This is a genomic window from Dysgonomonas sp. 37-18 (assembly GCF_001899125.1).
In the GTDB taxonomy this organism is placed as follows: domain Bacteria; phylum Bacteroidota; class Bacteroidia; order Bacteroidales; family Dysgonomonadaceae; genus Dysgonomonas.
The window spans coordinates 250,566-275,380 of the sequence record NZ_MKVC01000023.1; the positions used below are offsets into that span (position 1 = coordinate 250,566).

Sequence of the window (24,815 nt, forward strand, 5' to 3'; positions counted from 1 at the left end):
GTTTTTTCTATATGTGTCAGCTGAAAAATATTATTATTATCCTTTGTGAATAATCCTTATTTATATAATATGTATCTTATAATTAGATGCTAAAGTAGATTCTGTGCTTGCTAGCGAAAGAGTCTACTTTTTGTTTTTGATAATAAAGTATTACTATGTGATAATATAGTATTTGTTATATTTTATTATCATAAATACATTTGTATTACGCTAAGAAGCAATATGAGAATAAAGCAAATCTAACCGTGTAAAAATATTACTAATCATTATCGAAGCCTTAAATTATGAGAAAAATCCTTTTTTTATTGCTCCTGATATGTATGGTTCCATGTGCTATGTATGCGCAGAACTATCAAATTTCAGGGAAGGTAACAGATGCTAAAGACGGCTCACCGATGCCGGGTGTGACAGTTCAAACACAGACCAAAGTCGGTGTGATGACTGACTTTGACGGAAATTATACTATAAAAGCGAATAAGGGCGATGTCCTTACATATTCTTTTATAGGTATGACGCCCCAATCAGTAAAAGTAGAATCAGATAAACCTATTAATGTTGCCCTTCAGGAAGACAATGTGGCTTTGGAAGAAGTCGTTGTTGTTGGGTATGGTACAATGAAGAAAAGTGACCTGACGGGTTCTGTTAGTAGCTTATCGGCAGACAGGCTTAAAGAGTCCGTTATCACAAACCTCGACCAGGCGCTCCAAGGGCGTGTGGCCGGAGTACAGGTTGCTTCCAACTCGGGAGCACCGGGAGCAGCTACCTCGATACGTATTCGTGGTGCTTCTTCTATTAATTTGACAAATGAACCTCTGTATGTGATTGACGGAGTGCCAATGAGTGGTGCCGGTTCATCTACAGTCGGTTTTTCTTGGTCGGGAGGTTCTAACGGTCAAAACGTAGTAAACCCATTATCAGCTATTGCTCCAAGCGATATCCTATCTATAGATGTATTGAAGGATGCGTCCGCAGCCGCAATTTATGGTTCTGCCGGAGCTAACGGGGTTGTGATCGTTACAACTAAAAGAGGAAACAAAGGGCGTACAAATATTACGTACGATGGAAGTATTTCTCTTCAATCTCCTATCGATAAATTGGATATGATGAACCTACGCCAGTATGGAACTTACCAACAACAGCTTTACAATGAAGGTTTCTTGCCGAATGTTGATCAGGCTTACCTTGATCCTTCTTTGTTGGGCAAAGGTACAAACTGGCAAGATGCCGTAATGGATAATGCATGGATGCAAAACCATAGCCTTTCCCTAAATGGAGGAACAGATAAAACTCAATATCTGGCATCTATAAGTTATACAAATCAAGACGGTATATTACTAAATTCAGATTTTGAGCGATTTACCGGTAGGGTGAACGTTGATAATGAATTTAATAAATATATAAAGGTCGGAGCATCTCTTTCCTATTCACGGACAGATGAATCTATTATCAATAATGATGGTATCAATGGCGTGGTAATGCAAGCTGCATTAATGTCGCCGGCAGTTCCTGTTTATGACTTTGATGGAAATTATGCAGGACCTGAGACCGTAAATGGGTCTTCGATATACAACCCTGTGGCATTGACCAAAGATCAGATCAATACATTGCGCCGCGAGAGGGTTATAGCTAATATTTATGGGCAGTTTACTCTCAATCAATATCTTAATTTTCGTTCAGAAGTCGGTATTGATGGCTCCAATAGTACAAATAAGGGATTCAAGCCAAGTTATGAATATGGTCAGTTGAAGAATACCAATGTAATGATTATGCAAAACGAAGCGCATAGCTTATATTGGAACTGGATGAACTATGCTACATACAATCAGACTTTTGATAAACACAGCATTAACTTAATGGCCGGAACAGAAGCTTCTAAATCATCATGGGAAAGCCTGCAATTACAAAAAGATCAATTGTCTTCAAATGATATTCATGTGATTGGTTCTGATGGTAAGTTTGTGGCAAGTAATGGTACAAAAGATTCTTCAGCAAAAGTTTCTGTTTTTGGACGTGCGAATTATAATTTTGACAATCGTTACTTATTAACCGCAACTTTAAGGGCGGATGGATCTTCTAGATTTGGCGTAAACCATCGTTGGGGATATTTTCCATCATTTGCTGCAGCATGGCGCATATCTAGTGAAAAATTTATGGAGGAAACACAAAACTGGTTGTCGAATCTGAAATTGAGGTTGGGTTATGGTATGAATGGGAATGATGGATTACCTACATATCGTTATGGATCTACTATGCAAGCTTTTCAAACCGTGTTTGGTACAGCTTATCGTATGTCAAATAATGCTAATCCTGATCTGAAATGGGAAGCTTCGGTACAATATAATGGAGGTATTGATTTGGGATTATTTAATAATCGAGTTAATCTTACTGTAGATACATATTATAAGACTACAAAAGATCTCTTACTTCAACCTTCCGTTTCGCCGGTTCTTGGAGGTTTAGGATGGACTGATATTCAGACTCCATGGATGAATATTGGAAAAGTGGAAAACCGAGGACTTGATATATCATTGAATACACATAATATAGCGGGTAAAGATTTTAATTGGACTTCAGCCTTATCATTCTCTTTAAACCGCAATAAAGTAAAAGAGCTGGATGACTTGGGTACCCCTTCTTATGGAAGATTAGATTGGTATGCTGCATTTCAAAGTGTATCGATGATTTCGGTAGGACAACCTATCGGTGTATTTTATGGATACAAAACCGACGGACTTTATAAAGATGCGGAAGACTTGAGAAATTCAGCGAAGCCCGAAGGTGTAGAGATTCATCGCACTACCGGAGCTTGGGTTGGTGATGTTAAGTTTAAAGATATCAGTGGACCGAATGGTGTTCCTGATGGCATCATTAACGAATATGACCAAACGGTTATTGGAGATCCTAATCCGGACTTTACTTTTGGTTTTTCTAATACCTTTAACTACAAAGATTGGGAACTAGGCATTGGCCTCACCGGATCGGTAGGAGCTGATATCTTGAACTATGTACGTGTAAAAACAGAAGGTGTGATGTCCCAGTGGGACAATCAGTCGACCACAGTACTCAATCGTGCACAATTGGGATACGTTAATGGAAATAAATATGATGTGGCAAATGTAGATAATAGCTATATAATCAATCCGAATGCAACATTACCTCGTTGGAGCGGCAATGATATCAATGGTAACAACCGTATGAGTGATCGTTGGATCGAAGATGGAAGCTATTTGCGCATTCAGAATATATCATTAGCATATAACCTGCCAAAGATTTGGTTGAAGAAGACAGGCATATCTAATTGTAAACTCTATTTCAACGTTCAGAATGTGTATACGTTTACAGGTTATTCAGGTTTAGATCCTGAAATTGGTTCTTACAACCAGCAGGCAGGTCTTTCTAACGTGGATATGGGACGTTATCCATCACCTCGTGTATTTACTTTAGGTGCAAATGTTACTTTCTAATTTTAAAGATAAAAACATGAAGAATATTAAAAATATAATCAAATCAATTTGTCTTTCATCCATTATCCTGGGTGCTACATCTTGTAATGATTTCTTGACTATAGTTCCTGAGTCAGAGCAGGTGCTGGAGACATATTACACATCAGAGTCTGCCGTTAATGCCAACTCTGCCTCTCTGTATGCTGCGTTTGTCTGGCAAGACTTTGGAATGAATTTTATGTGGATGGCAGGAGATGAGCTTGCCGGAGATCTTTATTACACTTACGATCAGGAAGGTCAATTCTATTATATGACTTTTCAGAATGGAAATTCTTTCCTTACTCAGGGCTGGAATGGACTTTACCGTGTTGTTTCGTATTGTAATAATATTATCAATGGGATGCCTGCGGCAGCAAGATCTAATGGCGTTTCGGAAACGGTAATAAATCGTGCTCTTGGCGAGGCTCGTTGTATTCGTGCTATTGCTTATTATTGGTTAACAGAGTACTGGCAGGATGTTCCGATTATAACAAATAATAATATCTCGGGAGGTCAGGTGATTCGCCATAAGCAAGCAAGTGTTTACGAATTTATCCGTCAGGATCTCGAATTCGCTAAAGACAATCTTCCTTCAACTCCATTTCAGACCGGTAGATGCTCAAAATATACAGCTATAGGTATGTTGGCAAAGCTTCATCTAACGATGGCTTCTCACCTTTCTGATGCATCATCATCCGATAATTTTGCCAAAGCTAAATCTTATGCAGCTGAGGTAATTAACGATAGTGGACTGAAATTATATTCAGACCTTTCTACAATGTTTTATCCAAAAGGAAACAACTCTTCAGAGTCTTTGTTTGCTATACAATGTACAAACGATGGTTATGGATACGGTAACGGACGCAATGTCTCTTTGTCTCGTAATGCACTGATTACTTTAGGTTCATCTTGGGGAGCAGGTAAGGGGCCGACTCTTAGTTTGCAAGAAGCTTTTGATTCGAATGATGCCCGCCGTTATTATACATACATGCGCAATGGTGATAGCTATCCAAATTTGGGTGGCGGTGGATATACTTATCATAATTTTTCGCAAGATGAGTCTACCGAAACATCAAATGGTATGTTGGCACATGTAAGGAAATACGTAATCGGAGCTAATTCCGATTGTGACGGAGTTGCGGGAACATCCAATCAGGATGCAGGTAATAATATTTATTTACTCCGTTTGGCAGATGTATATCTGTGTTATGTTGAGGCATGTATCGGCTCGGGTACATCTACTACCGACGCTTTGGCATTGACCGTATACGATAAGGTACGTGAACGTGCCGGATTTTCTACAAAAGTCACTTCTATTACTTACGATCAGTTGATCAAAGAACGTCGTGTCGAATTTGCTCTTGAAGGTGTCAACTTCCTTGACATTAAACGGATGAGCTATCGGGATATGAATAAGGCTCTTTCTTATTTGAATGGAATGAAGCGTGAACGTCAATATATTTCTAATGGTAGTTATACATGGCAAGAACGTAATGCCAGCAATGCACATCACGGAGGGTTTACTCCTCTCGATCCGAGCGATGATTCTTCGGGTAAAGGTTCTATATTCTATCTTGATAAAAATGTAGGAACTATAACTATTACAGAAAAAAATCTTGTGTTGCCTGTTCCTGCGGAAACAGTAACAAAGACACCAAGTATAACTCAGGAACCGGTTGATTATGCATTTTAACTTTTAAGTAAGACTAGATTATGAAAAAATATATTTTAAATATAGCTATTGTATTACTTGCTCTTGTCTCATTCAATTCGTGCTCGGATGATGACGATAAAGGCGGCTCGGGAGGAGGTACTCCGGTCGTTAGATACATACGCCCATGCGACGCAACTATTTCTGATTCTTTATTGACAAGCGGATATTTGGGTACTCAGATTGCCATTATTGGGGAAAACTTGTCGAAAGTTAATAAGGTTTATTTTAATGATCAGAAAGCCAAGTTAAACCCGAATTTTGTGACGGACAATACTATTATTGTTAATATACCTTCAGGTATTCCTGGAGAGAAGCAAGATTTGATTAAGTTATATACAAATAATGACTCTTGCTATTATACTTTCGAAACAAAAGTTCCTGCACCTGCACCTAAATCCATGACATGTGAATATGTTGATGATGGCAATGTTGCTTATATTCATGGTCTTTATTTTATTCATGAAGACGCCAACCCTTTGACTGTAACTTTTGAAGGAGGATTGCAAGGTGAGGTTGTGAGCCATGATTTAGATAATATAGCAGTAAAAGTTCCTGTAGGTGCTAAGCCCGGACCTGTAAAAGTTACATCTGTATATGGTACAACTGAAAGTCCATTCTATTTTAGAGATTATAGAAATATCATTCTAGATTTTGATACAAAGTTTGCTGATGGTGGATATCATCATGGATGGCATGCCGGATCAGGATATAGTACTGACGGTGGATTAACAGGTTGTGGACAGTATCTGATATTTACAGGAGAAATGGATGATGACAAATGGGATGATAGCAAATTTGGTTATGAACGCTGGACATATCGTACTACCGATCCTGATTTCTTTGATGCAGGTGCCCTTGATAAATATGTTTTAAAATTTGAGGTAAATATACCTGACGTATGGTCTGCTGCTGCTCTTCAAATTATTTTTACAGGAGCTTCAGATGTTTGGATGAATTGGCAGGAAGGTGGTCCTACCGGTGGTAACCCTAATAATGCTTATTTGTCAAATAGTAATTATCCTCGGGCATTGTGGATTCCATGGGCAGATACAGGCACTTATGTAAGTAATGGTTGGGTTACGGTAACCATACCAATGACAGATTTTAAATATAGCAAAGATGGTACTAACCTGAATAAGGTAAATGCTGCAGGACATTACTCCGGTATTACATTATTTGTTAATGGAGGAGGAGTAACAGGTACACCTTGTAACCCTACATTCCATATTGATAATGTACGTGTTGTTAAAGCTCAATGATAATTGCTAAAATTATAAGAATATGATATTGAATAATATATATGGTAAAGTCGTTTTAGTAATGCTGGTAATTTTTGCAGTTACATTCTCGGCATGTTCTAACGATGATGACAATGGTTCGGGCGCTGTGGTTCTTGAAGCTTTTGGCCCAAGTCCGGCTCTACGTGGTAGCGAGCTTACCTTTATAGGGAAAAACCTTGATAAAGTAACAAGTGTAATTCTTCCCGAAGGTATTGAGGTTACTGATATAGAAGTGGTAAGTAAAGAGAAAATAAAGATTACCATTCCTCAGGATGCTAAAGAAGGCTATGTTAAACTTGTTGCTTCAGGTTTAGAAATAACTACCAAAACGTTGCTTAAATATACAGAGCCTATATCTATTACGAAGTTTGCACCATCTCCTGTCAAGGCAGGTCAGACATTGACAATAGAAGGTGATTATCTGAATTTGATTCAGAAAGTAGTCTTTTCTGATAATGTGGAAGTATCTTATAAAGATTTTTTGACATGGGAGCGTAAAAAGATTGAAGTCGTTGTTCCTCGCGAAGCACAGACCGGTATTATTATTTTGGCTGACACAGCTGCTATTCCGGTAGAATTGAAATCAGAAACAGAGCTGCAAGTAGTTCTTCCTTCTGTAGAAAAGGTATTGGATCTTACAAATAAAAAACCCGGAGATGTAGTTTCTACAATAGGTCAGAATCTTGATTTGGTAGAGTCTGTACAGCTTCCTGATGGAGCGCCTGTGGCTCATGCAATAAAAGATGATGTATTGGCTTTTACTCTGCCTGAAGGCATCACCGATGGTGCTATTGTAATGGTTGCTTACTCGGGCGTGCATGTAGCTATAGCTAATATCGGTGTCGCTGTGCCAACGGATTTGGTGGCTACTCCTGCTACAGGCATAAAGGATGGCAGTGTGATTTCGATCAAAGGGGTTAATATGGATTTGGTTACTACAGCATTATTCCCAGGAGTATCAGAGGCTGTAACACCTACATCGAAGAGTGCAACGGAAATAAAAGTAACTACTCCAACTAATGCCAAAACAGGAGATCTTATTCTAAATACCGCTAGTGGAAAAACTGTATCAGTAAAAATTACTACGTTAAAACCTGAGATATTGTCATACAATCCATCTTCTGTCGCTGCCGGTAATGAATTTACAATAAAAGGTAAGAATCTAGATCTTGTTACATCTGTAACATTCGGAGGAAACAAAGTTGTTGAAGTTACTCCAACATCTTCTACTGACTTGGTGGTAAAAGCCCCGGTAGATGCAGAGACAGGAGAACTGACATTAACAATGAAAAATGGAGAGACTGTAAAGGGCTCCGTTTTGACAGTGACTAAACCAGACTTCTGTTATATACCTGTTCTTCCGGGTTCAGATGAGGAAATCAAGTCGGGTACTATTTTGAAAGTAGATGTTCAGAATGCGGATAAACTGACCAATGTGCAGGTAAACGGAAATAATACACAGTATATTTTGCAAGGTTCTACTCTTAGTATACTTGTTCCAAGTAATGCTAATGGAAATACAGCATTTAAGCTGATCTCATCTAACGGAGAAGTGACTTATACAATACGTATTGTCTCTTCGGGGATAGTAGAAACTGTGATAATGAATGAAACACGTGACCTTGGATCTTGGGCGGGTGAAGGAGCTGGAGGCGCATTCCGTCTGTATAAGGAATCTTTTGATGGAATAAAAGCCGGAGCAATACTTAAATTCTATTTTACAGTTACCGGATATGGACAATTGCAGATTAATAATGCAAACTGGGCAACGTGGGATACACCTGTATTTACTGATACAAGTTTAACATATTATGAGATGGAATTAACTCAACCATTCCTTGACAATATATTAGGAGCTAACGATGGTTGGTCAACTACAGCAATTGTTATTCAAGGGGAGCATCTTGTAATCTCTAAGGTTTCTATTATAACTGGTCGGTAATATTATAAATAAAGGCTTGCCTAATCTGAATTTATATTAGGCAGGCTTTTTACAAAAATATGTATTATGAAAAAAATAGCACAAAATATTTTTTATATCTTACTGGGGGTTATCCTAATGACTGCCTGTACCGATGTTGATGATCCGGTTATCGGCGATCCGGGTGTTCCCCAATTAGCAAGCAGTACACCTGCTGATGGAACAACAGATTTGCCTGAAGGTGACATAACTATTGTTCTGAATTATGATCAGAATATATTCTGTCCCAAAGCCGGACAAGAAAAGATTACTTTAGAGGGAGCTACTATAACGGATGTTTCATTCAAGTTAAGTCAGATAACGATTAAAGCTACCGGATTGGAAAAAGGAAAGACTTACAAACTAGTTGTACCTGCAGGTGTTGTACTTGGGCCTACTTATACAGAAGCACCCGAAACAACTATCAGCTTTACAACGAAGGCCGATCCTGTTATAACAGCTACGCTTTGTAATCCGAATGCTACAGCTCAGGCAAAGAAGGTGTATCAGTTTTTGGTGGAAAGCTATAAACAAAAAGTTATCTCCGGTACGATGGCTAATGTAAATTGGAATGTAGAAGAAGCAGAAGCCGTTCATACTCTTACCGGAAAATACCCGGCATTAAATACTTTCGATTATGTGCATCTGCCATATTCTCCTAGCAACTGGATTGACTATAGCGATATTTCGCCTGTAAAAAACTGGTGGGATGCAGGTGGATTGGTTTCTATTATGTGGCATTGGAATGTTCCTGTATCGGCTAGGTTATGGAATGGTAATGTAGCTATGCCTTCCGATTGGTCGGGCAATGTACAGCTTACTGATGCGTCAGCTCTTGAGGGATTTGCATCAGCGAAGGTTAACGATATTATCCGTGTTGCAATCAAAGACGTGGCATCAGGGGCTCAAGGCTCACTAAAAGGTAGTGACTGGGGACAGATTGCCGATGGTTACGAATATTTTTCTATCAGTGGCGATTATTATGAGATGAAAATAACAGATGCTATCCTAACTAAATTAAAGTCTTCGGGTCTTATCATAAGCGGACATGATTACACTGTAACAGCTGTTTATCTGATACCTGCCGATTCAAATGGAGATTATGCTTTTTACAAAGCTGATACATACTTCGATGCAGCCAAGGCTACAGTTGAAGGAACACGCGAAAATGAAGTCTTTAAGGCCGATCTTGCAAAGGTAGCTACTTCATTGAAACAATTACAATCGGAAGGAATTGCTGTTATCTGGCGTCCCTTCCACGAAGCTGCTGGCGGCTGGTTCTGGTGGGGTAAAGATGCTGATTCTTGTAAAAAGCTCTGGATTGCTATGTTCGACTATTTCAAATCGCAGGGTGTAAACAACCTGATCTGGGTGTGGACAAGCGAGTCTGACGATAGTAGCTGGTATCCGGGCGATGAGTATGTAGATATCATTGGTCGTGATTTATATAGTAAGAATACAAGCGATTGTGTATCTATATACCAATCAGAGTTTGCTCGCTATGGGCATAAGGTGATTGCCCTTTCCGAATGTGGAACAGTTGGCCTTCTATCCGAACAATGGAGTGCTGGTGCACGTTGGGCATGGTTTATGCCATGGTATGGAAAAGCAGATAGTGGTAGTAAACATGCTACTGACGAATGGTGGAAAGATGCAATGAAGCAAACTTATGTGATTACTCGTGACCAGGTTCCGAGCATGAAATAATATAAAGAATGAATATTAACTCTCTCCTTGTTTTAGGGCAAGGAGAGTTTTTTTACAAAATATAGAGAGTTATGATTAAGAATTTTTACAAGGCTTACATTCTACTGTTTTTTCTGTTTGTCGGATGTAGCGGAGACAATTCAGATCAGATAGTTGCTCAGACTTTTGTAGAGCAGCATGGTCAACTTTCAGTAAAAGGTACTTCATTGGTAGATAAGGATGGCAAGACAATAGCTCTCAAGGGGGTAAGTTTTGGGTGGCATAATTGGTGGCCGCGCTTCTATAATGAGTCTACTGTAGCATGGCTCAAATCGGATTGGAATTGTAATCTGGTGCGTGCAGCAATCGGGGTTGAACCCGAAGGAGCATACATAACCAACCCTCAAAAAGCGAACGAATGCCTCGATAACGTTGTTGATGCGGCTATCGAAAATGGAATGTATGTTATTATAGACTGGCATAGTCATGGGATAAAGACACAGGAAGCCAAGGCGTTTTTTACAAGAGCTGCCAATAAATACAAAGGCTACCCGAATATAATATATGAGATATTCAATGAGCCGGTAGAAGATTCTTGGGAAACAGTAAAAGCATACTCGGAAGAAATAATTAAAACGATTCGAGCGATAGATACTAAGAACGTAATATTGGTAGGTACACCTCATTGGGATCAGGATATACATCTGGCTGCAGATAATCCGATCGAAGGATATGATAACATCATGTATACACTACATTTCTATGCTGCAACACATAAGCAATATTTACGTGATAGGGGTGATTATGCCATCGGAAAAGGACTTCCTATTTTTGTGTCGGAGTGTGCAGGGATGGAAGCATCGGGTGATGGTGCTATAAACAAAACAGAATGGAATAATTGGTTGAATTGGATGAAACAACATCAGATAAGTTGGGTCGCGTGGTCTATCGCAGATAAAAACGAAACATGTTCGATGATTAAAGATTCTACATCTCCTGCTACCGGTTGGAAGGATACCGATTTGAAAGAATGGGGTAAAATAGTAAAAGCTGCACTACAGTAAAAAGAACAGTGAGTTGTAATTAAAGATTAAAAAAGTATTATTCTTTGTATGGATGTCGGTATTCTCCATACTGTCTATTGAATATTCTTATTTATATGTCTAATAAGCCAATAATGTTTAGTTTGTAGACGCTGTAAAATGCCAAAAAAAGTATTATAATTGATTAAAAAAGTATTTGTAATAAGATGCTGACAATTATAAATTTGTACTATCTATCATTAAATAGAATCATAGCTAAAAGACCATGAAAAAATATACGATATATCTCTTATCCGTAATCACTTTCTTTCTTATTTTATCCTGCAAACAAGCGGTAAAAGAAAATTTCGACCCGACCGTTTCCGAATCATTTTCTGCCGATTGGAAATTTCATGCCGGAGAAGGTGTCGATAGTCTTTGGATGAATGTAGACTACAATGATACTGCATGGCAAGAAGTGTTGTCGTCTAAATCCTTAAAAGATCAAAACATCAAATTGGATAACGGCTTTGGTTGGTATCGTAAAAGAATACAAATGTCGGATGTCTTAGTCAATGCCATAAAGAATAAAGGTGGAATTATGCTTCATCTCGGACGTTTGGCTGCTACCGATGAGGTTTACTTTAATGGTAAGCTTGTAGGTAAAACGGGTCAATTTCCGCAAGACTATAGAGGCTACTTTGACAATGAACGAAACTATTTTGTTCCCGAAGAAGATATTAATCTTACAGGAGAAAATCTGATTGCGATTAAGTTTCATGATGGTTGGAATGTCGGTGGCTTCCTCCAAGGGGCTGCTCTATCGATCTCTACCGCTGAAACAAAAGATAAATTAGCCTTAAATGTTCAGGTGGCGGACTCCGACTATATATTTATGGCTCCTAGTCCTGTTCAGATAAAAGTAAATATCGATAATAAGAACAAATGGGCAGTACAAGGACGATTGTTGGTAACGCTCACAACAGACGATTATCAACCGCTAAAGACTGACTCTATGGATATAGAAATAGACGGAAAAGCTTCAATATCCAAATCCTTTAGCTTCGATAATCCAAATCCCGGGTTTTATAGATATACCGTTCAGTTCAGACGCAACGACACAATAGCCTGCGAGAAAAAGTTTAATGTCGGCTTCGAACCCGAAAAGATTAACTCGCCTCTCGATGCAAAAGATGATTTTAAAGCATTTTGGGATAACAACTTGAAAGAGCTTGCAAAAGTTGCACCGGATTATAAATTGACACTCGTTCCCGAGTATTCGAAAATAGATTACGATGTCTATTTGGTTGAAATGCGTTCTTTTGGTAATGAGCTGATAAGAGGATATTATGCTAAGCCTAAAAGAGAAGGTAAGCATCCCGTAATTGTAGAATATATGGGGTATGGTTCACAACCTTATCCACCAAATCAGTGGTGGGATGGATTTGCATACTTTGTTTTATCGATCAGGGGGCAAGCATTGAATCAACCAACAAATCGTTTTGGAACATGGATTACATACGGGCTCGACAATAAAGATAATTATTATTATCGTGGGGCATTCTTGGATGTAGTCAGGGCACTTGATTTTGTTTGCAGCCGACCAGAGATAGACTCCGAAAAGATTGCTGTAAGAGGTGGTAGCCAAGGTGGAGCACTTTCATTTGTGGCTGCGGCTCTCGACAAACGCGTAAAAGTAGCAGCACCCAGTATTCCTTTCTTATCCGATTATCCTGATTATTTCAAAATAGCCCCTTGGCCTAAAAGCGATTTTGATAATTATATGACAACACATCCCGAGGCTAAATGGGAAGACGTTTATTCACTTCTTACTTATTTTGATATCAAGAATCTGGCTCAGTGGATTGAATGTCCTCTTATTATGGGGATTGGAGTTCAGGATAATGTTTGTCCGCCTCATATAAATTTTGCGGCTTACAATCAAGTAAAATCCGAAAAACGCTGGATGGCATTCCCTGAGTTTGCCCACAGTGTTGGCAAAGAGTATAATGATGCTTCGAAAGCGTTTATCAAAGAAAAATTAAACATAAAATAATAATGAAGAAACTAATTCTTTTTACGATCACAGTTCTAAGTCTTTTTTCTTGTAACAGTAAGAAAAGTACAACCATGTCGGAATCTGCTTTTGTAAAACAAAAAGATGGTCACTTTGTAATAGGCGACAATCCGTATTATTTTATTGGTACAAACTACTGGTATGGCGCAATATTAGGCTCTACAGGAGAAGGCGGGAATCGTGAACGCTTGTTGAAAGAACTCGACTTCATGAAAGAAAATGGCATCAATAACTTACGTGTACTGGTGGGGGCAGATGGTGTTGCCGGACAAGCAGTAAAGGTGAGGCCAACGTTGCAAACAGCACCCGGTGTATACAACGATACTATTTTCGATGGACTAGACTTCTTCATGGCAGAGCTGGGCAAACGCAATATGCATGCTGTTCTCTATCTCAATAATAGCTGGGAATGGAGTGGCGGTTATGGTCAGTATCTCGAATGGTCAGGAAAAGGAAATGTTCCCGAAAAAGGAGTTTATGATTGGCCTGTATTTGTTAAGCATGTGGCACAATATGCCGACTGCGACAGTTGTCATACAATGTTTCTTAATCATGTAAAGCATGTCGTTTCTCGTACAAATAAATATACAGGAAAAAAATATACCGAAGATACAGCCCTTATGTCGTGGCAGGTGGGAAACGAGCCGCGTGTGTTTAGTGACGAAGGTAAACCTGCATTTAAGAAATGGCTGAAAGAAACAACAGCATTGATACGTTCGCTAGACTCTAATCATCTCATATCTATCGGAAACGAAGGACTTATGGGCTCGGAAGGAGATATTAATCTTTATGAAGAGATACATGCAGATCCGAATGTCGATTATCTGACAATACATATTTGGCCTAAAAACTGGAGTTGGATCGATATAACCAAGATTAAAGAATCGGTAGATACGGCAATTGTGAGAACAGATAAATATATCTCTGAACATCTGGCTGTGGCAAAAAAACTGAATAAACCGATGACAATCGAAGAATTTGGTTTTCCTCGTGACAATCATAAATATACCCTGGATGATCCTGTTACAGCCCGTGATAAATACTATGCCAATATCTTTGAACACATAGTAACAGCTTCTAAGGATAAAGGAACTATCGCAGGTTGTAATTTCTGGGCATGGGGTGGATTCGGACGTCCGGCGCATGAATTTTGGAAACCGTGGGACGATTATGTCGGAGATCCGGCGCAAGAAGAGCAAGGTTTGAACTCTGTATTTGATACAGATTCAACAATCAAATTAATAAAAGAATATGCAGATAAGTTAAATACTAAATAGAAGCTAAAACACAAAGAGTAAAGTAATTCTAATAAAACTTAATCAGGTTGAACCCCTTAAAAATCAAGTGATGAGCAACATTTTCAATACACGTCTTAACGCTGTTACAGCAGAATATGAGAATTTAGTTACATTAAAAAATGAACCAATATTACCGGGTAATGGTATTTTCGAACGATATAAAAATCCTGTATTAACAGCCGGTCATGCTCCTGTCTTCTGGCGTTATGATCTCAATCCCCAAACCAACCCTTATTTTATGGAACGTTTTGGAATAAACGGAACATTCAATGCCGGAGCAATCAAGTGGAAAGGTAAATATATAATGGCTGTACGTGTCGAAGGCAATGATCGTAAATCGTTCTTTGCAATAGCCGAAAGTCCAAATGGTATAGATAATTTCCGCTTTTGGGATTATCCTATTGCTATGCCTGAAACTGGCAACCCCGACACAAATGTTTATGATATGCGCCTTACTGCTCACCAAGATGGGTGGGTTTATGGTGTGTTCTGTTCCGAAAGGAAAGATCCGAAAGCGTCAGCCGGAGATTTGTCTTCAGCTGTAGCTGCAGCAGGCATTGCACGTACAAAAGATCTGATCAATTGGGAGCGTCTGCCTGATTTGAAAACAAAGAGTCAGCAACGGAATGTTGTTTTGCATCCCGAATTTGTAAACGGAAAATATGCACTTTATACACGCCCTCAAGACGGATTTATCGATGCCGGTAGTGGTGGCGGAATCGGTTGGGCATTGATAGATGATATTACCAATGCAGAGGTGAAAGAAGAAAAGATAATCAATTTCCGTTACTATCATACCATCAAGGAACTGAAGAATGGAGAAGGTCCGCATCCTATAAAAACATCAAAAGGTTGGCTACACCTTGCACATGGAGTGCGTGCCTGTGCTGCGGGATTAAGATATGTATTGTATCTTTACATGACCGACTTGGAGCAGCCCGATAAGTTGATAGCAGAACCTGCCGGACACTTAATGGCTCCGATAGATGACGAAAGGGTAGGAGATGTGTCTAATGTATTATTTACGAATGGTTGGATAGCGGACGACGATGGTACGGTATATCTGTATTATGCTTCATGCGACACCCGTATGCATGTGGCAGTATCTTCTGTAGATCGCTTAGTTGATTACTGTTTCAATACAGCGTCTGACGGTTATCGTTCGGCTACATCGGTACAGACATTGTCGGCTTTGATTAAGAAAAATCTAGAATTAAAATAATAATACTAAATGTTTCGAGGGTATTTTTCACTATCTCTTTGTCATGCCGGATGTAATGGAGAACTTCCGGCTTGTCCGGCGTGACAAAGAGGATAACACTCTGATAGAGTGATCTTACTTTTGAAACAACCTATTATCCACCATGAAAACAACAACAGTTACTTTAAAAGAGAAAATCGGCTATGGATTTGGAGATATGGCCTCTTCCATGTTTTGGAAGATATTCGGCATGTACTCCTTGTTCTTTTACACAGATGTTTTTGGTATAACAGCAGCAGCGGCAGGAACTATGTTTCTGGTTGCCCGTCTGTGGGATTCGGTATTTGACTTATTCGTTGGTATAGCTGCCGACCGTACTAAGACCCGTTGGGGAAGATATCGCCCATATTTACTTTGGTTTGCTGTGCCATTCTCCGTAATGGGAGTTATAACATTCTTTGTTCCGGATTTCGGATCAACAGGGAAACTCGTTTATGCTTATATCACTTATTCCCTGATGATGATTGTATACTCCCTGATAAATGTGCCTTATGCTTCATTATTAGGTGTGATGTCATCTAATCCGCAAGAACGGAATATTCTTTCTTCGTACCGTATGTCGTTTGCTTTTATTGGTAGCTTTATAACCTTTATGTTGTTGCAGCCATTGGTTGATATGTTTGCTGGTCTCGAGGGCAAAGCGGCTGTAGATGTTACGAAAGCGGTAACCGAAACATCGGTAAGTACATCTCCTATTGGTTGGACGCTAGCCGTAGCTTCTATTGGCGTGTTATGTACGATTCTGTTCATTTTTTGTTTCAGATGGACACGCGAACGTGTAGAGCCTGTTAATGAAGATGAAAATACTTCTGTAAAGCAGGATTTGAAAAATCTGTTTCATAATGCACCTTGGTGGATATTGGTAGGCACAGGGCTTGCTGCTTTGTTGTTTAATGCTGTTCGCGATGGTGTAGCCATTTACTATTTTAGAGACTACGTACAGTTTGCATATAAAATGCCGGTTACAGGTTGGGATATGACTACTATTTACTTCCTTGTTGGTCAGGCTGCCAACCTTGTAGGTGTTATTCTAGCCCCTGTTTTATCGTCCAAATACGGAAAGAAAAGAACATACATGTTGGCTATGGCGGGAGCCGCAGCGTTAAGTGTAGTGTTCTATTTTATACCTAATGAGTTAGGCTGGATATTATTACTACAAACATTAATCTCTCTTTGTGCAGGTTATGTTTTACCTCTTCTTTGGAGTATGTTTGCCGATATTGTAGATTATCAGGAACTGAAAACGAACCGTCGTGCTTCAGGGCTAATTTTCTCATCGTCTTCTATGTCCCAAAAATTAGGATGGGCTTTAGGTGCAGCTCTTACCGGATGGATTTTATCCATATTCAAATATAATCCGCATATTGCTCAGCAAAGTATGGATACTATTTTTGGAGAGCGACTGATGATAAGTATCCTTCCTGCTATTTGTTGTATTATTGCTTTCCTTGGAATGATGGCTTATCCCCTTTCTGAAAAGAAAGTAAAAGAAATAACTGCCGAACTGGATGCTAAACGTGCCCAAAAAGATTGATCTATGAACGGTTTCAAAAACGAACTGGAGAATAATATATTGGCTTTCTGGATCGATAAGATGCAGGATACAGAGCATGGAGGTTTCTACGGACAGATAGATGGTAATAACATATTGCACCCTGAAGCAAATAAGGGTGCTATACTAAATGCCCGTATCCTGTGGACTTTTTCTTCTGCATACCGCATATTGAAGAAGAAGGAATACCTCGATATGGCTCAACGGGCTTTCGATTATATTACTGCATATTTTCTTGATAGGGAATACGGAGGAGTATATTGGGAACTCGATTATAAAGGAAATCCTGTAAGTACAAAAAAACAAACCTATGTGCAAGGGTTTATGCTATACGGTTTCTCGGAGTTTTATCGTGCAACAGGAAACAAGCAGGCTCTGGAATTGGCAAAAGAATTCTTCTATCTGATAGAGAAATGTCATGATGATAAATTGGGCGGCTATCTCGAAGCCTATACTCAGGATTGGAAGCCTATCGAAGATATGCGCCTGAGTGATAAGGATGCCAATGAAAAGAAAACAATGAATACACATCTGCACGTTTTGGAACCATATACCAATCTGTGCCGGGTGTGGGACAATGAGCAGCTTAAAGCAGCCCAGAAAAGATTGATTGGTATTTTCACCGAGCGTATATTGGATAAGAAAACAAACCATCTGAATCTCTTTTTCGACGAAGAGTGGAATGTGAAGTCTACAGCCATATCCTACGGACACGATATCGAAGCCTCATGGTTGTTATTCGAAGCTGCTGATATGTTGGGCGATAGAGACTTACTTGCCGAAATAAAAAATATATCATTGGATATAGCAGATGCTGCATCCGAAGGTTTGCAGGCAGAAGGCAGTATGATATACGAAAAGGATGGGAATCACATAGATGGCGACCGTCATTGGTGGGTACAGGCAGAATCTGTAGTAGGATATATGTATGCGTACAAAAACTCTAAAGACATAACATATAAAGAGAAGGCTGCACGGATATGGAATTATATCCGCAATCAGATCGTCGACCAAGACAATGGCGAATGGTATTGGAGCCAAAAAGAAGACGGAACAATCAATCAAAAAGATGATAAGGCAGGGTTCTGGAAATGCCCGTATCATAATGGGCGTATGTGTATGGAGATGATAGAACATTTCGATTTAAAATAATGCTTAAAATTAAAATATGAAGTTTGGATATTTTGACGATCAGCGTCGGGAATATGTGATTACAAATCCTCAGACGCCATGGCCATGGATCAACTATCTGGGTAATGAAGATTTCTTCTCTTTGATATCAAATACTGCCGGAGGTTACTCTTTTTATAAAGATGCTAAGTTTCGCCGTATTACTCGTTATCGCTACAATAATGTTCCTATGGATAATGGCGGACGCTATTTTTATATCAACGATGGAGGAACTGTTTGGTCGCCGGGGTGGAAGCCTTGCAAGACTGAACTCGATAGATATGAATGCCGCCACGGAATGAGCTATACAACCATTACCGGCGAGAAAAACGGAATAGAAGCAGAAGTACTTTTCTTTGTGCCCCTGAAGACATGGGCGGAAGTTCAGAAGGTGAAGTTGACAAACAAGTCGACAGAAACCAAACGATTCAAACTGTTTTCTTTTGCCGAGTGGTGCTTATGGAATGCTGCTACCGACATGGAAAACTTTCAGCGTAATTTCTCTACAGGAGAAGTAGAAATAGAAGACTCTGTCATTTATCATAAAACAGAATACAAAGAGCGTAGAAACCATTATGCTTACTATAGCGTAAATGCTCCGATACAAGGGTTTGATACCGACAGGGAATCATTTATAGGTTTGTATAATGAGTTTCGTGATCCGCAAGCGGTGATGGCGGGAAAGCCTGTCAACTCTGTGGCTCACGGTTGGTCGCCTATAGCATCGCATTACCTCGAAATAGAATTAAAACCCGGCGAAACGAAAGAACTGATATTCGTATTGGGTTATGTAGAATACGAAAACCGCAAGGATAAATGGGAATCGAAAGGTGTTATCAATAAGAGCAAAGCAAAGGAGACCATTGCCAAATTCGATACGGTTGCAAAAGTACAGGCTGCATTTAATGAATTAAAAGCCTATTGGAATAATTTATTAAGCAGCTATGTGCTAAAGAGCAGTGAAGAAAAATTAGACCGCATGGTCAATATTTGGAACCAATATCAATGTATGGTTACGTTTAATTTTTCTCGCTCCGCATCTTTCTTCGAATCGGGAATCGGGCGAGGTATGGGATTCCGCGACTCCAATCAGGACTTGGTTGGTTTCGTTCACCAAATTCCCACACGTGCTCGTCAGCGTATCATCGATATTGCGTCTACACAGTTTAGTGATGGCGGTTGTTATCACCAGTATCAGCCACTTACCAAGCGAGGGAACAATGATATCGGCGGTGGTTTTAACGACGATCCGATGTGGCTCATTTTCGGAACAGTCGCCTATCTGAAAGAGACGGGAGACTTCTCCATATTAGACGAGGCTGTTCCTTTCGACAATCAGGTGGGAACAGAGAAATCACTGTTTCACCACTTGACTGTTTCATTCAATCACGTGATCGAAAACTTGGGACCTCACTTACTGCCTCTTATCGGGCGTGCCGACTGGAACGACTGTCTGAATTTAAACTGTTTTTCGTGGGATCCGAATGAATCATTCCAGACGACTGAAAATAAAACGGAAGGATCGAAAGCCGAATCTTTGATGATAGCCGGACTTTTTATTGTTTGTGGTCAGGACTATGTAACGCTTTGCCGCCAGATAGGAAATAATCAGGAAGCTGACCGTGCACAGGGTTATATTGACTCTATGATCGAAGCCGTTAAGAAGCATGGATGGGATGGTAATTGGTATCTTCGTGCCTATGATTATTACGGAAAGAAAATCGGTAGTAATGAAAATAAGGAAGGAAAGATATTTATCGAGTCGCAAGGTTGGTGTGCGATGGCAAAAGTGGGGCTGGAAGAAGGTATGGTAGAGAAATCGCTGGATTCTGTCAAAAAATATCTGGATACACCTAATGGTATTGTGTTGAATAATCCGGCGTTTACAGAATATGTAGTCGAATACGGAGAGATTTCGTCTTACCCTGCCGGCTATAAAGAAAATGCAGGTATTTTCTGTCACAATAATCCCTGGATCATGATTGCCGAAACCATCTTGGGACGAGGCGATTATGCATGGGAATATTACCGCAAGATATGCCCTTCTTATACCGAAGAAATATCAGAATTGCATAAAGTAGAGCCTTATGTGTATTCTCAGATGATTGCCGGGAAAGATGCATTCAAGCCGGGTGAAGCTAAGAACTCTTGGTTAACCGGTACGGCAGCATGGAATTATTATGCGATCACGCAATTTATTCTGGGTATCAAGCCGGATTATAATGGATTGGAAATAAATCCTTGTATTCCTTCCGATTGGAAAGGGTTTGAGGTGACACGCAAATTCAGAGATGCAACTTATCTCATCGATATTAAAAATACAGGAGTGAATCGAGGAGTAAAAAGTATAATAGTTAACGGAAAGGCTTTGTCAGGAAACATTATTCCGCTACAGCCTGCCGGTTCGGTGAGTAAAATAGAGGTAGTATTAGGTTAATTTTTAGTTTGAATTATAAACTCTTTGTTTCGGAGATCGTGTTTTTTGAGGTATATTTGACATATATTGTCTTATTGAGAACAGAAAATACCTAACCGCAAGAGTAGAAATTGTTTACTGAAGTTCAGGATGACAATGTATACGAATAGTTTATTTGTAGAACTTAAATATTTTATATGAGAAAATTAGCAGTATTAGTAGTTGTATTGGGTATCGCCTGCAGCATGTATGCGCAAAAGGGTGATGCAGAGAAAAGAGCAGCCGAAATGGTGTCGAAAATGACATTGGCAGAGAAAATAGGGCAGATGTCTCAGATAACAGTTGATCTGGTTTGTAAAGGTCAGGACACTCCTCCTACCAGCACATTGGAGATAGATGCAGACAAAGTGCGCGAAGCTGTTGTTAAATACCATGTAGGATCTATTCTTAACGCTCCCGGTACACGTGCGCGTACGCCTCAGTGGTGGACTAAAGCTGTAGAGCAGATTCAGGAAGTAGCAACGAAGGAAACCCGTATGAAAATTCCTGTTATATATGGTCTCGACCAGATACACGGAGCTACTTATACGGCAGGTTCTACCATGTTCCCTCAGGAAATAGGTATTGCCGCTACATGGAATCCGGCACATGCCCGTAAGATGGGTGAAATTACAGCTTACGAAACACGTGCAAGTAATGTGCCTTGGAACTTCTCGCCTGTACTGGACTTAGGACTCGATCCACGTTTCCCTCGCCAGTACGAAGGATTTGGAGAAGACCCTTATATCGGTTCGGTTTTCGGATACGAATTGGTGAAAGGATATGAAGGCGATGATAATAATATAGCAAACCCAACAAAGGTGGCTTCATGTATCAAGCACTTTATAGGCTATTCGGCTCCAATTAGTGGAAAAGACCGTACGCCTGCTTATATTCCCGAGAATGTATTACTCGAATATCATGTTCCTGCTTTTAAGGCGGCTATCGATGCCGGTGCACATACTATAATGATCAACTCGGGTATTATAAACAATGTACCTGTACATGCCAGCTATGAGCTGATGACTAAATTGCTGCGTCAGGATTTAGGCTTTCAGGGTATGATTGTTACAGACTGGGAAGATATAAACAAGTTGTATAACCGTGACAAAATGGTTCCTTCTATCAAAGAAGCAATCAAAGCAGGTATTAACGCAGGAATCGACATGTCGATGATTCCTTACAACTATAAAGAATTTTGTGATTTGTTGACAGAGCTTGTCAATGAAGGTCAAGTACCGATGTCACGCATCGATGACGCTGCAACAAGAGTATTGACTGTGAAAATAAAGCTTGGATTGTTTGAAACACCGAATACCTATGCGAAAGATTATCCGGAGTTTAACTCTAAGGCATTCCAACAAGCTTCTTACAATGCAGCAGCAGATGGTATCACGTTGCTGAAAAACAACAACAATGTATTGCCATTGAGTAAAGGAGCGAAGATTCTGGTGACAGGTCCTAATGCAGTTAGCAAACGTGCGCTAAACGGAGGATGGACATTCTCTTGGCAAGGTGAAAAAATAGACGAGTTTGGTGACTTGTATCATAATATTCTTGATGCGGTACAACAAAAATTCGGTAAAGCAAATGTTTCTTATGTTCCGGGTGTGAGCTACACAAAAGAAACAAAATGGGATACAGAGCATAAAGACCGTTTCGATGAGGCTATTGCTGCCGCTAAGAATGTAGACTATATAATATTGTGTTTGGGTGAAAACTCATATTGCGAGAAACCGGGAGATTTGAACGATTTATACCTGAATGACTTGCAAACAGAGCTGGCTCAGGAAATGCTGAAACTTGGAAAGAAAGTGATCTTGGTATTGAGCGAAGGACGACCTCGTCTGATCTCTAAGTTCTCATCCAAAGTAGATGGTATAATACAGACATATTTACCGGGAATTTACGGAGCCGATGCATTGGCCGATATTTTGGCGGGAGATGTAAACCCTTCAGGTAAATTGCCTTATACATATCCGGCATATCCGAATTCATTAGTGCCGTATTTCCATAAATATTCTGATGAGCAAGTAAATACCGATGCTGCATACAATTATGAAGGAGACTATAACTTCGAATATCCGTTCGGGTATGGCTTGAGTTACACAACTTTCACATATTCAAATATAAAGTTAGATAAGTCTCAATTACCTCTTAATTCGAATGAAGAAGTAACTGTATCTGTAGATGTAAAAAATACAGGTAGCCGCGATGGAAAAGAGGTTGTACAACTTTATACAAGCGACTTGGTGGCATCACTGGTTCCCGATGTGAAAAGATTGCGCCGTTTTGAAAAGGTTGCTTTAAAAGCAGGTGAAACAAAAACTGTAACATTTAAGTTGAAGCTAAACGATCTTTCTTTTATTAATCTCGAAAATAAACGTGTGGTAGAGCCCGGAGATTTTGAATTTCAGGTAGGAGCTTCCTCTAATGATATAAAAGGCAAGGTATTGTTTACTATAAAATGATTGTTTTTCAATATAGGTTGGTTTTTTTAGGTGAGAGATTCCATACTTACCCAGAGTATAGAGTATGGAATTAAATTAAGTATTATTATTTCAACAGTTTTCCGGCCAGTCCGGGAGACTGTTGATTATTAACCTTTACCGTGATGATGAGGTATATCTTCTTTTTCCTATTCGTTTTTATCATTGTTCCCGTGAAAGCTTCTGATACATTGGTTGACAGGCAAGCTACAGAGCGAACAAAAAATTTATATCAGAATTTGAAAGATATACAGAAGAGCGGTAAGGTTCTTTTCGGACATCAGGAAGCTACCAGCTATGGACGTACTTGGGTTGGAGATAAAAATAGAAGTGATGTCAAAGATGTTACAGGTAGTCATCCTGCCGTTATAGGCCTCGATTTTGCCAATGTGACTACCTCCGATTCAGAGCGGTTTGAGAAGGCTAAACATGAGCTCATTACTTCCGTTGTTGATACTTACAACAGGGGAGGTGTTTCCACCTTTGCTTGGCATGCTAGTAATCTCGCTAACGATGGAAGTTTTTATTGGGAGAAAGATCCTATAAAAGTTGTTCCGGACATTCTTCCCGGAGGGAAATTACACGATAAATATAAAAAATACTTACAATCTATTGCTGATGTTGCTTCAGCATTTAAAGATAAAGAGGGAGTGCTTATCCCTGTTATATTTCGTCCGTTTCATGAATATGATGGCGATTGGTTTTGGTGGGGAAAGGGATATTGTACGAAAGATGAATTCATTGCTTTGTGGCGGTTTACGATCGACTATTTGCGAAACGATTTAGGAGTGCATAACTTCATATATGCATTCTCGCCCGATTGCAAGTTTACAACACAAGAGGAATTCTTAGAATACTATCCGGGTTATGAATATGTGGATATGCTCGGTATGGACAACTATTGGGACTTTCGCCCCGATGGAGGAAACAACCCTCAGCTTGCTGCGAAGAAGCTTAAAATAGTGTCCGATATAGCCGAAAGCAAAGGTAAATTAGCAGCCTTCACCGAGACAGGATTGGAGGGGATACCCCAGTCGGATTGGTTTACGGCAACATTACTGCCTATTCTACAAAAGGTAAAGGTTTGCTATGTGCTTGTATGGCGCAATGCCAGTGATATGGAACATCATTATTATGCACCTACTGTGGGACATCCTGCCGCTAACGATTTTAAGGTGTTCACTCAGTCTGAAACCATATTGATGGAGAATGATGTGACTGATATATATAATTGAGACAGTTAATCATCTATTAATGATGAGAACCAGAAATACTATATATCGGACAAAAAAGTGACACGAATAAAATAGCTTGAACCTGTTACTTTTACATACACTTCTCTCCTGTGACCGTTGGTTGTTACTTTTTA

The 24,815-nt window shown here is 39.6% G+C and carries 14 protein-coding genes; all 14 read left to right on the forward strand.

Annotation, left to right across the window (positions count from 1 at the left end; genetic code table 11):
* The first annotated feature begins 284 nt into the window (after nt 1-284).
* The 14 genes from BGO84_RS08795 (at nt 285) to BGO84_RS08860 (ending at nt 24,681) form a co-directional block, all read left to right on the forward strand.
* A complete protein-coding gene (locus BGO84_RS08795; RefSeq protein WP_135104945.1) occupies nt 285-3,464 on the forward strand; it encodes a TonB-dependent receptor in 3,180 nt (1,059 codons plus the stop codon).
* A gap of 16 nt (nt 3,465-3,480) precedes the next feature.
* On the forward strand, nt 3,481-5,175 hold the full coding sequence (locus BGO84_RS08800; protein WP_291028829.1) for a RagB/SusD family nutrient uptake outer membrane protein: 1,695 nt from the start codon (nt 3,481-3,483) through the stop codon (nt 5,173-5,175).
* Nucleotides 5,176-5,195: 20 nt separating this feature from the next.
* Entirely contained in the window at nt 5,196-6,455 is a 1,260-nt protein-coding gene (locus BGO84_RS08805) for a glycan-binding surface protein (protein WP_252636901.1), read from the forward strand.
* Nucleotides 6,456-6,477: 22 nt separating this feature from the next.
* A complete protein-coding gene (locus BGO84_RS08810; protein ID WP_291028830.1) occupies nt 6,478-8,418 on the forward strand; it encodes an IPT/TIG domain-containing protein in 1,941 nt (646 codons plus the stop codon).
* 66 nt (nt 8,419-8,484) lie between these two features.
* Nucleotides 8,485-10,143: a glycosyl hydrolase gene (locus tag BGO84_RS08815; RefSeq protein ID WP_291028831.1), complete on the forward strand. Its 1,659-nt coding sequence runs from the start codon at nt 8,485-8,487 to the stop codon at nt 10,141-10,143.
* Between the two features lie 71 nt (nt 10,144-10,214).
* Nucleotides 10,215-11,186 carry a glycoside hydrolase family 5 protein gene (locus BGO84_RS08820; protein WP_291028832.1) on the forward strand — a complete coding sequence of 324 codons (972 nt, stop codon included), beginning with the start codon at nt 10,215-10,217 and terminating at the stop codon, nt 11,184-11,186.
* 244 nt (nt 11,187-11,430) lie between these two features.
* Nucleotides 11,431-13,200, forward strand: coding sequence for an acetylxylan esterase (locus BGO84_RS08825; RefSeq protein ID WP_291028833.1), 1,770 nt, complete (start codon nt 11,431-11,433; stop codon nt 13,198-13,200).
* Between the two features lie 2 nt (nt 13,201-13,202).
* Nucleotides 13,203-14,498 (forward strand): cellulase family glycosylhydrolase, encoded by a 1,296-nt coding sequence (locus BGO84_RS08830; protein WP_291028834.1) that lies wholly within the window; start codon nt 13,203-13,205, stop codon nt 14,496-14,498.
* A 70-nt stretch (nt 14,499-14,568) separates the two neighbouring features.
* Entirely contained in the window at nt 14,569-15,741 is a 1,173-nt protein-coding gene (locus tag BGO84_RS08835; protein ID WP_291028835.1) for a glycosidase, read from the forward strand.
* A gap of 142 nt (nt 15,742-15,883) precedes the next feature.
* Nucleotides 15,884-17,314, forward strand: coding sequence for an MFS transporter (locus tag BGO84_RS08840; RefSeq protein ID WP_291028836.1), 1,431 nt, complete (start codon nt 15,884-15,886; stop codon nt 17,312-17,314).
* Between the two features lie 3 nt (nt 17,315-17,317).
* Nucleotides 17,318-18,484 (forward strand): AGE family epimerase/isomerase, encoded by a 1,167-nt coding sequence (locus BGO84_RS08845; protein WP_291028837.1) that lies wholly within the window; start codon nt 17,318-17,320, stop codon nt 18,482-18,484.
* A 16-nt stretch (nt 18,485-18,500) separates the two neighbouring features.
* On the forward strand, nt 18,501-20,939 hold the full coding sequence (locus BGO84_RS08850; RefSeq protein WP_291028838.1) for a glycosyl transferase: 2,439 nt from the start codon (nt 18,501-18,503) through the stop codon (nt 20,937-20,939).
* Nucleotides 20,940-21,115: 176 nt separating this feature from the next.
* Entirely contained in the window at nt 21,116-23,428 is a 2,313-nt protein-coding gene (locus BGO84_RS08855) for a glycoside hydrolase family 3 N-terminal domain-containing protein (protein ID WP_291028839.1), read from the forward strand.
* Nucleotides 23,429-23,571: 143 nt separating this feature from the next.
* On the forward strand, nt 23,572-24,681 hold the full coding sequence (locus BGO84_RS08860; protein WP_291028840.1) for a glycosyl hydrolase: 1,110 nt from the start codon (nt 23,572-23,574) through the stop codon (nt 24,679-24,681).
* The last annotated feature ends 134 nt before the right edge of the window (nt 24,682-24,815 follow it).